This window comes from Agrobacterium sp. BT-220-3 (assembly GCF_025910175.1).
Taxonomy (GTDB): domain Bacteria; phylum Pseudomonadota; class Alphaproteobacteria; order Rhizobiales; family Rhizobiaceae; genus Agrobacterium; species Agrobacterium oryzihabitans.
The window spans coordinates 1-12706 of sequence record NZ_JAPAIX010000027.1; the positions used below are offsets into that span (position 1 = coordinate 1).

The following is a 12706-nucleotide window of genomic DNA, read 5'->3' on the forward strand; positions in this document are numbered from 1 at the left end:
GCAGACGCCGGATCAGGCTTACTTCAACGCGCTGGCACCAATGATGGTGGCAGCATAATCGAGGCGGAAATCCACTTAACAAAAAGCCCGAAACTGTTCAGACAAACCGAGCCACCTCTTTGATGACTGGGCGTGGCGTCGAAATCATCGATATGGGACGATCATTTGCGATCTTGAGCGTCGAAAGACGATTGCTTTGCTCCCCGACCGAGAGCCCGCGACCGCCAGAGCCTGGCTGATCCAACAGCCCCAGATCGAGATCATCGCACGAGACCGCGGCGGCGGGTATGCGCAGGCAGCGGCACAAGCCCTGCCGCACGCGGGTCAGGTTGCCGACCGTTGGCATCTGATGGAGAACGCCAGCCACGCCTTTCTTGATGCCGTGCGCAAGTCGATGCGGCAGGTCCGCGTGGCAATCGGCACTGCAACCGTAAATCCGAAGCTTCTGACAGCCGCCGAGCGACTGCAATACGAGGGATATCTGCGGCGTGAAGAGGCAAACGCCGTTATCCGTGGTCTCGTCAGCGAAGGCGTCCCCATCAAGGAAATCGTGCGCAGAACTGGGCACAGCCGTAAGCTGGTTCGCAGCGTCGTTCGTGGTCAGTGGACCGACATCTTCCGCGTCCGACAAACCTCCCTCGAATCACATCTGCCTTGGCTTGAGGCGCAATGGGACGCCGGATTGCGAAACGGCGCTGAACTGTGGCGGCAGCTTCGACTGGCTGGCTTTGGCGGCGGTCTGCGGGTGGTCACCGAATGGGCAACGCGACGAAGGCGTGCCGAGAAGGCCGAAAACGGACTCGGTCACGCACCGGCCGCACGCACTATCGTCCGCCTGATGACCCTTGAACGCAACAATTTGACCAAGGCTCAAACGATGACGGTTGCCGCAATCGAAGAGCGGCTACCGGACCTTGTCGAGGCCAGGGATGTCGTCGAGAGCTTTCACAATATGCTGCGCCGGAAGTCTAAAGATGATCTGGAAGCTTGGATCGACCGCGCGGCAAGAAGCTTGGTCGCATCATTCGCCAACGGCGTCGTGCGCGACAGGGCGGCAATCCAAAATGCGATAACCTCGCAGTGGTCGAACGGCCAGACAGAAGGCCAGATCACCAAGCTCAAACTCATCAAGCGGCAAATGTATGGACGCGGAAAGCTCGATCTGCTCGAGGCGCGTATCGTCGGAGCCCCCTGATGTCATCGAAATCGCGTCAGACCCCGTTTGGACGCCGATCACCCCATGTGCAGGGTCCTTATTCGGCTCTGACGCAGTTTTGGTGGTGATGGATTTTATCCCGCGCCGATGACGCGGGCTTGGAGGAGATCAATTTTTCCGCGGCCGTACATCTGGCGTTTCACAAGTTTGAGCGTGGTGATCTGCCCCTCCGTCTGGCCGTTGGACCATGGTGAAGAGATCGCTGCGCTGACGGCTGCTCGGTCTCTAACGACACCGTTGGCGAAGGAGGCGACCAAGCCCGATCGAGCGCGTTCCAACCATGTATCGAGATCAGCGAGAGATTTCTTGCGGATCATGGCCTGGAAGGCGGCGATGACTTCCCGGGCCTCAACCAGCAGCGGCACGCCACCCTCAATCGCCGCAACCGTCACGGTCTCAGATTTGGAAAGGTCGTCGCGGCCGATGGTCATGAGACGCGCAATGGTCCTGGCCGAAGGCGCTCGGCTCAACGCGCCCGCATCGACCTTCTCTGCTTTTCGACGGCGTGTGGCCCACTCGGTGACAACTCGAAGACAGCCGCGGAACCCTTGGCTCTTGAGTTGCCGCCATAGCTCCGTTCCATTCCGGTTTCCGGCCGTCCATTGAGCGTCAAGCCAGGGCAGGTAGAGTTCAAGCGAGTTCTCACGGACGCGGAAGACATCCGAACGTTGACCACGCAGTACGCGTCGGACAAGGCCGCGACTGTATCCGGTCCGGCGCACGATCTCCTTGATTGTTGCTCCGGACTTGGCCATGTCGAGAATTGCGGCGTTGGTGTCTTCCCGGCGAAGATATCCCTCGTACTGGATCCTCTCGGCGGCCGTCAGCAGTTCGGGGTTGATCGTGGCCGGTCCGATCGCAGTTCGGATCTGGCGCATCGATTTGCGCACCGCATCGAGGAATGCCCGGCTGGCGTTCTCCATTAAGTGCCAGCGGTCAGCGACCTGGGTGGCGTGTGGCAACGCCTTGGCTGCAGCCGTCGCGTAACCACCGCCGCGGTCGCGAGCGACGATGCTGATCTGAGGTTGGTCCGAGAGCCAGGCCTGGGCCGTCGACGGCTCCCGATCCGGCAGGAGAGCAATGGTTTTGCGCCGTTCCAGATCGCAGATGATGGTCCCATAGCGTTGATTTCGTCGCCACGCCCTGTCGTCGATACCGATCACGGTGGGTGGGACAAAGCGCGGACTGCCGCGTCGCCGCACGACGCGCAGCAGCGTATCGTTGCTGACCGGCAACATCAGCCTTTTGGCAAAGGTGGCCGCTGGCCTGCCACCCAGTGCAAGTCCGAGATGATGGACGATGTGGTCAAGCCTGGCGGTTCGCCGCGCCGAAGGCGCGAGAATGTCTCCGTCGAAGCGCTCGGCGAAGATTCGCCGACCGCATAGCAGTGCATCGCAGTGGAACCGGCGCGCTTCAATGACAAGCCGAACGGGCTTTCCCACCAAGGGCAGGTCAGCCAGGCGTCGTTGATATCGACTGTGGATTCGTTCCGACCTTGTTCCACAGATTGGGCAAAAGCTTGCTTTGCTCGTCGGCCGGACTGCGATCAACATGACGTCGTCATCAATGGCTGTATTGTCGACTATAAAGCCGCGAGGGACGAGCGTCGACGATCTGAGCGAATGGCCCATGGTATTGATTCCTTGCATGAAACCAACATCAGCCAGCACTTGATTTCATCAAAAGTGAGTTAGAGCCCTTATTCCATGCCTAATCACAGTCAACAAGAGCGAATCCCAGAACACCTTGGCCCGTGCGCTGTTCTTCAACCGGCTCGGAGAACTGCGAGACAGGACCTTCGAGAGTCAGTTCTACCGGGCGTCCGGGCTGAACCTGCTGTTCAATGCCATCGTCTACTGGAACACTCTCTATCTCCAACCGGCCTTCGCCCAACTCAACCGGGAGGGTATCGCCCGACCTAGTCAAACAGATCACCCCGCTCGGGTGGCGACACATCAGGCTCAGTGGCGATTACATTTGGACCTCGACGGAAAGCCTCGATCTCAGGCCGCTACGGCGCGAAACATCCATCCTCGCAGCGTGATCACCATACGTTCTCAAAAGTCGGACAGATTCAACACTTTCGTGTCGTGACGCCGCTTTGGCCTGGTGGTTCAAGCGGCCTTGTCTGATGGTGTCTTTGCATGAGACCTGCTCCGGCGGATTTCTTTTTGGCCGTTAACCCATCATTAACCGCAGTGCCACACTATGAGCGTGCGCGGGACCAGAAGACCGCGCTCCAACGTATGGTAGTGCATCGTGAGGGAACCCGCCGAGAATGGTGGGTTCCTTTGCTTGAAGCGAAGTAAAGTGGCAAGACCATGGCCCCCGAAGAGTTTCGCCGTTGCCTGTGCAATCTCCAGTGGTCACTTCCAGACTTGGCAGAAGTCCTCCAATGCGATCTGTCAGTCGTGGAGGCAATGAGCCGAGGTAAAGCAAATGTCCCGCCGCTGCTGGCTATCTGGCTCAGGCTACTCTCAAAAAACACACTGGGGCTCGTGCAGACATACACTTACAACTAGGCCTTGGTGAAGAACCAGTGAGCTACCGGAACAATCCAGCTTCGCTCACGTTCGCGCCCTTACAACGACGAACGTAACAAAAGGTTGACTGACCAATGCCACGCTCAGTGCTTACTTGAATCAAAATAAATAAACAGGGATATGTGGAGAGCCGTATGACGGTGCACACCAGCCAAACGTTCATAGTATGTTTGACATCTGCGCCCATGAGACAGAACTGGCATCGTAAGGTTAACTGAACTTGGAGTTTGATAGGCGATGAAGGGGCATGACCACCCGTGATCCGCTCTACCGTCGCCACCGCTTTCCCGCTGAAATCATTGCCCTCGCGGTGTGGCTCTAGTTCCGCTTCCCTCTCAGCCTGCGGATGGTTGAAGACATGCTGCCGGCCCCGTGGCATCATTGTCTCGCATCAGACCGTGCGGGTATGGGCGGAGAAATTTGGCAGGACCTTTGCCAACGAGATCCGTCCTCGGTCATCCGGCCGGCTCGGTGACAAGTGGCACCTCGATGTGGTCGTTATCTCGATCGGGGGCAAGAAGCATTGGCTATGGCGCGCCGTGGATCAGGACGGTTTTGTCCTGGAGGTTCTGGTGCAAAGCCGCGCCAACGCCAAATCGGCCAACCGCCTGATGCGCATGCTTTTGAAAGGTCTGGGACGATCGCCATGCGTAGTGATCACCGACAAGCTTCGCTCCTACAGCGCAGCAAAACAGGAAATCACGCCCGGCGTCGAGCACTGCACCCATAAAGGGCTGAACAATCGGGCGGAGAACTCCCACCAACCAGTCCGACGGCGAGAGCGGATCATGAAGCGCTTCAAGTCAAAGCGGCATTGCAACGCTTCGTCTCGATCCATGATCCGATTGCCAACCTCTTCCACATCCCGCGCTACGACACCCCCTCCAACCATCATCGAAAACTGCGCACAGCGGCAATGAAACTATGGGCGAAGATCGCTCGCGCATGAGCAGTGCACGTGGCGGGCGTCACGCGTTTGCTTCGCTGAAGTTAACTTTACGATGCCCATTTCCATCACCGTAGCATTGCCACCGATCTGGCCAGCACGATGTGAGACTTTCTAGAGAGGGCGGTCTTCTATTTTTTCGCCGTGGGGGTGTGTTCCCCTCGTCGGTGAGCTTTTGAGAGCGGCCAGTTGTTCGGTTGTGGCGCGACCATGTCGAGAGCGGGGATTGGATGTTCGAACTTGCGGCGTGCCTCGAACAAGGCTTTTACACTCCTTTCAGTGCTTTGAACGTGATCCCAATGATTTTATTCTTCATACACTCGAGAGCGCCGCGACGGGATCGAGTTTCGACGCATTGCGCGCCGGCAGATAACCGAAGACAACGCCGATCAGCGTCGAGCAGACGAAGGCGGCGACGATCGACGTCGTGGAATAGACCATGGCGAAATTGCTGCTGAAGGCGGAGAAAAGCGCGCCGAAGCCGAGGCTGCCCAGCACGCCCAGCGTACCGCCGATGATGCAGACAAGCACCGCCTCGATAAGGAACTGCCGCAGAATATCGGTGCGCCGTGCGCCGACCGCCATGCGCACGCCGATTTCCGATACGCGTTCAGACACAGAAACGAGCATGATGTTCATCACCCCGATGCCGCCGACCAGCAGCGAAATCACCGCAATGGCCGCAATCAGAAGGGTCAGCGTCTGCGTGGTGCTGGTGATGGTCTGGCGGATATCGTCGGTATTGAGAATGTAGAAATCCCGTGTGCCGTGCCGCTGGGTCAGAAGCGTCGTCACCGCCTGTTCGGCGATTGAGGCATCGACATCGTCGGCCACCTGCACCGTGATGCTGCGCAGCGACAGGCTGCCGAGAAAGCGCGACTGGACGGCGGTATAGGGCAGGTAAAGCGACAGGTTCTGGCTTGAGCCGAAACCGCCCTGCTGCGCCTGCGTGACGCCGACGATGCGGGCCGGCACCTTGCCGATGAGAATGACCTGGCCGACAGGGCTGCCGTCGAAATCCGCAAACAGCGATTTGCGGGTATTTTCGTCGATCACCACTTCCTGCGCCTTCTGCGCCACGCTTCCGCCATCGAAAAAGCGGCCTTGCGACAGCTTGGTGCCCTTGGCGACGAAATAGCGCTCGCTGACGCCGTTCACCAGCGCATTCGCCTCCTTCGCGCCGAAACGCACCGTGCTGGAGGTCGAGACCGTCGGCGTCACCGCCGCAACATAGGATTGCCTGGCAAGCGCTTCGGCATCGGAAACGACGAGCGTGGTGATCTTGCCCGACCTTATGTCGCCGAAATCCTTGCCGGCGAAGATTTCCAGCGTGTTGGTGCCGAGGCTCGATATGTTCTGCAGCACCCGCTGCTGCGACCCCTGCCCCAGCGCCACGACGCTGATGACCGAGGCGATGCCGATGATGATGCCGAGCATGGTGAGAAAGGTGCGCAGCTTGTGCGCCCGCATCGACAGAATCGCCATGCGCAAGGCTTCGCGCAGGGACGAAACGAGACCCGCGAGACCGGAAGACCCGCCGGAAACGGCAACGGGTTTGGCATCGTCCTGCGGTACGGGCGTTGCATCCGTCCTGCGGTCGGAAATGATCGTGCCGTCGCTGATTTCGATGATCCGCCCGGCGCGTCTGGCAATCGACATATCATGGGTAACGATGATGACGGTGCGGCCTTCGGCATGCAGCTCGCCGAGGATGCGCAGCACCTCGTCACCGCTGGTGCTGTCGAGCGCGCCGGTCGGCTCGTCGGCAAGAATGATCTCGGCGTCGTTCATCAGGGCGCGGGCGATGGAAACGCGCTGCTGCTGGCCGCCGGAAAGCTGGCCGGGACGGTGATCGAGGCGTTCCGCCATGCCGAGGCGGCCAAGCAGCCTTGCGGCATTGTGCCTGCGGTCGCCCTGTGTCTTACCGGCATAGATCGCCGGAATTTCGACATTGCCGAGCGCCGTCAACTCGGCCAGCAGATGGTAGCGCTGGAAGATGAAGCCGAGATTTTCACGCCGCAGCGCCGAAAGCGCGTCGGCATCGAGATTGCCCGTTTCCCGGCCCCTGATGCTGTAGCTACCCGATGTCGGGCGGTCGAGACAGCCGAGAATATTCATCAGCGTCGACTTGCCCGACCCGGACGCGCCGACGATCGCCACCATCTCACCGGCCTCGATGGTGAGGTCGATGTGCTTCAGCACGCTGATCGTGCCTTCGCCGGAGGGATAATCCCGCCGCACGGATTTAAGCGAAATCAGAGGTTCAGCCATGGTTTCAAAGCCCCATTGGCGGGCCGCCCGGCCCCGGCATGGCGTTTGCGGTGGTGTCGGTGGAACGTTCGCCGGTCACCACCCGCTCGTTTTCGACAAGGCCCGAACGCACTTCCGCCGTGACCTTGTTGTTCAACCCGATTTCGACCTTGCGCTCGGAAACCCTGCCATCGGCACCGGCCACGCGCACGGCATAGCTTCCGTCGCTGTCCATGCTGCCAAGGGCTGCCGAAGAGACGGTCAGCACATCCTTCGCTTCCCCGAGAACGATATGGACCTCCGCCGTCATATAGGTACGCAGCTTGCCTTCCGGGTTCGGCACTTCGAACACGCCATTGTAATAGATCGCCTCGGAGGACGACGTGGTGGAAGAGGATGAGCTGGAGGATGAAGAGGTCGAGGAACTGAAGCTGGAATCGCTGCGCACCGATTCCGGCGCCGGCTCTATCGAGGCGAGCGTCGCGTCATACCGCTGCTGCGGCTCGCCGAGCACCGTGAAATAGACCGGCAGGTCCGGCTTGACCCGCGTTACATCCGCCTCGGAAATTTCCGTGCGCACCGTCATCCGGTCGAGCTGGCCGAGGATGACGATGGTTGGCGCGGATTGCGTGGCGTTGACGGTCTGCCCTTCCTGGCTGACGATCGACAGAACCGTGCCTTCGATGGGGGCTGTGATCTTGGTATAGCCAAGATTGGCCTCGGCCGTTTCCACCGCCACCTGCGCTTCCTCGATCTGGGCGTCGATGGCTTCGATCTGCGCCTCGGTGACGGCAAGGGCTGCGGTGGCGCTTTCGAAATCGGCGCGGGAGGCGGCGTTTTTTGACACCATCTCCTGCTGACGGGCAAGGCTCTGGCGGTTGAGAATAAGCGTCGCCTGCTTCTCAACCCGCTGCGCCTTCACATTCGCCAGGGCCGCCTGCGCCGTGCGCAGACTGTTCGTCTGGGTAACGGAATCGATTTCGGCGATCAGATCGCCTGCCTTGACGGTATCGCCGAGCGCCACCTTGACGGCGGTGATGCGGCCCGAGGCCTGAGCGCCGACGGCGACAAGGCGAACGGGCTTCAGCGTTCCCGTCGCCAGCACCGTTTGCTCGATATCGCCGCGCGTCACAGACGAGGTGATATAACCGGGCGTTGCGGCCCGCGTATATTGCGAGGACAGCCAGTAGCCGCCCACGGCGAGAGCGACAACCGCCAGCAATGCACCTGCCTTGCGTGCCGTTTTCATATCGATGTCCTATCCAGCCGGTTCACTCGAAGGAAGAAACCGGCGTCATCTCGTGTTTTACGAGGATGAAACCCCTCTCCGCTTCGATCCATTCATAGGCAGAGGCCGATTTTCGCACCGCGGCCTTGCGGCAGGTGCTGCGAAGACGTCTGGAATCCGTCTTTCCGCGCTGATCCCTCGCACAGGCGGGCTGACGCCGCTGTTCATCCTGCCGGGATTTGGCCGCCGGCTGTTGCACGGGCTTGTCCTTTGCTACGGCCACCGACCAGGCAAAGCTCAAACCAAAAGCCGTTGCCAGCACCAGATAGAAGTATCTCATCATCGTCTTCCTGCTTGAAAATCACGCGGGGGATCGCAGGCGTGCGATCCCCCGGCTCCAGCCGTCGCCGGCTGATTTCCTCCTTTACTGGGGGGCAGATTAAAGGAGGAAACTTCGAATAATTGCCTCAGCCCCGTTCCGCCTCGGGAACCGGCGGCCTCATATCGCCATGCGGGGGAGCAAAGCCGCCGCGGTCTGCGGGGCCATGACGCGGGCCGGGAGGCGGAGGCGGCATCAGTGCACGCTCAAGCTCGGCAAGCTTCAGCACCTGCTGCGGCGAAAGCTTCGGTTTCAGCGCCGCAATGGCGTCCTGCAGGGCTTTGGCCTTTTCCGCCTTCTGCGCGATGATGCCTGCCAGCTCCTCTCCCGCAAGACGCGGCTCGGGCCTGGCCTTGCCTTCACCCGGCACCGACGGCGGCGGATTGCGCTCTGGACCGGGGGAAACGAGATCGATCAGCGCCGCGGTATAGGCGCGCCATGGACCGAGCTGTTCCGGCGTGACGCCGAGATAGATCTCAGCCGCCGAAAGCTTCGTCGCCAGCCCTAGAACATCCGGGCCGGGCATTCTGCGCATATGCGGCGGCAGCGGCCTTTCATCCGGACCCCGATCCGGGCCGATGTCCGGGCCGAGATCGAGATTGGCGTGCGGCGGCGCAGCCTGTTCGGTCGCCTGGGGTGCGGGCGCATTCTCTTCCGCTGCCTGCGCGGCGGCGGAAACGCCAATAGTTGCTGTCGCGATGGCGGCGGCCAGTAGCGAGTTTCTCATCTTACCTTCCTTCCGTTTTCCAACATGAAAGGACGATAGGAGCATCGCGTTTCCGGCTTTGGTCCGAATGTTTCCGGGCTGCTTCCGCAAACCGCCTATTTGTAACCGAATGTTGCCAGAACGGCGCCGGAAAGCTTTCGTTGCAAAAATCCGCCGTTTCTTTTCAACGCTTATGTATAGTGGCATCAAAAGGTTGGACGATATGACGACAGTTTCGGTGACACATATATTGATCGTCGATGACGATCCGGAAATACGCACATTGCTCGCGAAATATCTCGGCTCGCAGGGGTTTCGCGTGTCGATGGCCGCCGACAGGCGTGAGTTCGAGGAAAAGATCGCCAGCTCCGATCCCGATCTCATCGTGCTCGACGTGATGCTGCCCGATGGCTCCGGCCTCGATATCTGCCGCGATCTGCAGGGTCGCCGGCCGCGCACGCCGGTCATTCTCCTGACTGCGCTGAAGGAAGATGTCGACCGGATCGTCGGGCTGGAAATCGGCGCTGACGACTATCTCGGCAAACCCTTCAATCCGCGCGAACTGACCGCGCGCATCAAGGCCGTGCTCCGCCGCACCACACCGCAGGAAGCCCCCCGCCCCTCATCCGCCGCCTATGGTTTTGCGGATTTCACCGCCGATCCCGAGCAGCGCTCCGTCATCCGCGCCAGCGGTGAAAAGATAGATTTGACGGGAGCTGAGTTCGATCTTCTGAAAGTCTTTCTCGACAGGCCCGGCCGGCTGCTTTCCCGCGATCAGCTTCTCGATCTCACGCAGGGCAAGGATCGCGGCCCGTTCGACCGCTCCATCGACGTGCTGATGAGCCGCTTGCGCAAGAAGCTGGACGCCGACACACACACGCCGATCTTCAAGACCGTGCGCAATGGCGGTTACCAGATGACGGTTCAAGTCAGAACCCTGCCGGTGCAGCGATGAGCTCGCTTAAAAACCGCATCACGGCGCTGATGATCGTCTCCATCATCGCCGTCATCGCGCTTGCGACTTTTGTGGCGGACCGGACATTGCAGCCGCCGCCGCCCGACGCCACCATCGAGCCGCTGGCCCGCAGCCTCGCCTTTGCCGTGACCATGGCCGAGCGTGATCCTTCCCTGCAGCAGCCCGGCTATTTCCAGATAGAACAGAGGCCGCCGCAAGGCGATCTCGACGGCATGCTCTCGGAATTTCTGGAAAAGGCGCTGGCCCGCGTCGGAGAGCCGCGCACCGCGGTGGTCATCCGCTCACCGGGAAATCCTGCCCCCGTGGCGGCTATCGCGCTGGAAAAAGGTGGCTGGCTGGTCGCGGAAATTCCGCATATGGGTCCGCCGCCGGGCGGCTGGAAGATTTTCGGCATGTGGATCGGGCTGATCATCCTCGGCAGTGCCGCCGTTTCGATCTTTGCCGCCAGCAAGATCACCCGCCCGCTCGACATGCTGGAAAATGCCGCCGCCAGCATCGGGCCTGACGGTTCGCTGCCGCACCTGCCGGAAACCGGACCGGGCGAAATCCGCGCCACGGCGCGGGCGCTGAACGAACTCGCCACCCGCCTGAAGGCGGCGATGGAAAGCCGCATGCGCCTCGTCGCCGCCGCCGGCCACGATCTCAGAACCCCGATGACCCGCATGCGGCTGAGGGCGGAATTCATCGAGAACGACGAGGAACGGGCCAAATGGCTGGCGGACCTCGAGGAGCTGGACGCCATCGCCGACAGCGCCATTCTTCTGGTGCGGGAAGAGGTCAGCCAGGACAGCGTCAAGACGATCGACATCGGCACGCTTCTCAGCGAAATCGTCAGCGATGTTTCCGATCTTGGTCATGCTGGTGCGATCGACTTCATCGAGCCGGAAGCCGCCATGACCATCAAGGCGGCACCGCTGGCGCTGAAAAGAGCCCTGCGCAACCTCATCCTGAACGCCGTCACCCATGGCAAGAAGGCGCATATCGATCTGACCGGAGACGAGAGCGAAATCGTCGTGACGATCAGGGATGAAGGCCCTGGCATTCCGCAGGAACTGATCGGGCGGGTTTTCGAACCCTTCTTCCGGGTCGACCTCGCGCGGCGCAAGTCAACCCCGGGCGTGGGGCTCGGTCTTGCCATCGCCAGGGAAATCATCGAGCGCTTCGGCGGCAGTATCGAACTTGTCAATGACCTTCCGGCGGGTTTGATCCAGACTGTAAGACTTATCAGATTTGAGGGAGCATCGTCGACTCAACCTTCATCAGATAGTGGATACCGGCATCGTAAAGTTAACGACCGAGAAGCAAAGGTGTGACGCCAGCCGCATAAAACCGTTCATGCCCGAGCGATCTTCGCCCATAGGGTTCATCGCCGCTGTGCGCAGTTTTCGATGATGGTTGGAGGGGATGTCGTGGCGCGGGATGTGGAAGAGGTTGGCGTCACACCTTTGCTTCTCGGTCGTTAACTTTACTATGCCACAGAAGGATGTTTCTTTCCGACCGCGCCTACGAGATCCGTCGGTCGCATTCCCGGGAGAGCGAGATAGGTGATCGTCCGCGCGATGTTCCCAATGTCTGATGCCAGTTCTGTTGCCGTTACCTTCTTCATTCGAAGGTTAGATATCAAAGGAAATGACAGCGCAATGTTAGAACTCGTCTGATCCGCTCAAAGTGACATCGGCACTCCACGCGGACCTTGTGCTTTTGCTCAGGTCTCGCTCTCATCGCCGAAGCGAGAGCGGGTAGGGGAGAATCTCGACAACTTTCCCGATTGAAGCCGTATCTTCCGCGAGCGCCGGTATTCAGCCGCCGCTTTGATTGACCCACGGCGTTAACACGCGTTGACCTGCCACTGAGAATTTCCTCCGGAATGGATTAGAGTCCGGCCTATTGAGGACGGACTTATGAAGAAGCAGCGATTTACGGAAGAACAGATCATTGCGGTTTTGAAGGAGCAGGAGGCCGGAGCCAAAGCGGCTGATCTTTGCCGCAGGCACGGGATTTCCGAGGCGACCTTTTATAATTGGAAGGCCAAATATGGCGGCATGGAAGTGTCAGAGGCCAAACGTTTGAAGGCGCTTGAGGACGAGAATGCCAAGTTGAAGAAGCTGCTCGCCGAGCAGATGCTGGATACAGCCGCACTCCGCGAGCTTCTCTCAAAAAATGTATGGTCCGCCTCGTCCGTGCAAGGGTACGCGACATCGTAAATGACGATTCCAGTTGCATAAATGTATCCGGCCTCTCGCGAGTGGGCTGCGGTTGCAGCCAGGCCATGATGAGATCCGCACATGCCGTTCCCAATAAATGGTTCGGGCACGAAGCCCGCTTTTTGCACAGGACTTACGGCGGGCCTGTCGCAAGTTCTATCCGAGGTCAGAAATTCCCCGGATGCGGCTTGGTTTTCATGCTTTGTTAACCTTTTGAAGTCCGAAGAGGCGTGCAAGTAGGTCGTTCTGGTCGTTGAC

The 12706-nt window shown here is 60.0% G+C and carries 8 protein-coding genes and 4 pseudogenes; 6 read left to right on the forward strand and 6 right to left on the reverse strand.

Annotated elements, in window-relative coordinates:
• Window positions 1–121 precede the first annotated feature (121 nt).
• Window positions 122–1195: pseudogene (locus OK142_RS24845) on the forward strand (ISL3 family transposase); the annotation flags it as partial.
• 95 nt (window positions 1196–1290) lie between these two features.
• Here the strand turns inward: OK142_RS24845 and OK142_RS24850 are convergent.
• On the reverse strand, window positions 1291–2847 hold the full coding sequence (locus OK142_RS24850) for an ISL3 family transposase (RefSeq protein ID WP_125269927.1): 1557 nt from the start codon (window positions 2845–2847) through the stop codon (window positions 1291–1293).
• A gap of 115 nt (window positions 2848–2962) precedes the next feature.
• Here OK142_RS24850 and OK142_RS24855 point away from each other — a divergent pair, with 115 nt between their 5' ends.
• Both OK142_RS24855 and OK142_RS24860 read left to right on the forward strand, forming a co-directional pair.
• Window positions 2963–3310 carry a Tn3 family transposase gene (locus tag OK142_RS24855; RefSeq protein WP_498685698.1) on the forward strand — a complete coding sequence of 116 codons (348 nt, stop codon included), beginning with the start codon at window positions 2963–2965 and terminating at the stop codon, window positions 3308–3310.
• A 696-nt stretch (window positions 3311–4006) separates the two neighbouring features.
• A pseudogene (locus OK142_RS24860) lies at window positions 4007–4708 on the forward strand (IS6 family transposase).
• Between the two features lie 309 nt (window positions 4709–5017).
• On the opposite strand, the gene OK142_RS24865 reads toward OK142_RS24860, so the two are convergent.
• The 4 genes from OK142_RS24865 to OK142_RS24880 form a co-directional block, all read right to left on the reverse strand.
• The gene (locus tag OK142_RS24865; RefSeq protein WP_037094622.1) at window positions 5018–6976 is read right to left on the reverse strand and encodes a MacB family efflux pump subunit; all 1959 of its coding nucleotides are present in this window, start codon (window positions 6974–6976) and stop codon (window positions 5018–5020) included.
• Between the two features lie 4 nt (window positions 6977–6980).
• Entirely contained in the window at window positions 6981–8204 is a 1224-nt protein-coding gene (locus tag OK142_RS24870; RefSeq protein WP_080843309.1) for an efflux RND transporter periplasmic adaptor subunit, read from the reverse strand.
• A 22-nt stretch (window positions 8205–8226) separates the two neighbouring features.
• Window positions 8227–8526 (reverse strand): hypothetical protein, encoded by a 300-nt coding sequence (locus OK142_RS24875; protein ID WP_498685699.1) that lies wholly within the window; start codon window positions 8524–8526, stop codon window positions 8227–8229.
• 124 nt (window positions 8527–8650) lie between these two features.
• Window positions 8651–9289 (reverse strand): hypothetical protein, encoded by a 639-nt coding sequence (locus OK142_RS24880; protein ID WP_037094614.1) that lies wholly within the window; start codon window positions 9287–9289, stop codon window positions 8651–8653.
• Window positions 9290–9491: 202 nt separating this feature from the next.
• Between OK142_RS24880 and OK142_RS24885 the strand changes: the two genes are divergently transcribed.
• Together OK142_RS24885 and OK142_RS24890 are read left to right on the forward strand one after the other, a co-directional pair.
• On the forward strand, window positions 9492–10223 hold the full coding sequence (locus OK142_RS24885; protein WP_200883221.1) for a response regulator: 732 nt from the start codon (window positions 9492–9494) through the stop codon (window positions 10221–10223).
• Window positions 10220–11557: an ATP-binding protein gene (locus OK142_RS24890; protein WP_052114349.1), complete on the forward strand. Its 1338-nt coding sequence runs from the start codon at window positions 10220–10222 to the stop codon at window positions 11555–11557. Before OK142_RS24885 ends, OK142_RS24890 begins: the two co-directional genes overlap by 4 nt.
• 20 nt (window positions 11558–11577) lie before the next feature.
• Here the strand turns inward: OK142_RS24890 and OK142_RS24895 are convergent.
• A pseudogene (locus OK142_RS24895) lies at window positions 11578–11683 on the reverse strand (IS6 family transposase); the annotation flags it as partial.
• 462 nt (window positions 11684–12145) lie between these two features.
• On the opposite strand from OK142_RS24895, the pseudogene OK142_RS24900 reads away from it, so the two are divergent.
• Window positions 12146–12409 (forward strand): annotated as a pseudogene (locus OK142_RS24900) (transposase); the annotation flags it as partial.
• Between the last annotated feature and the right edge of the window lie 297 nt (window positions 12410–12706).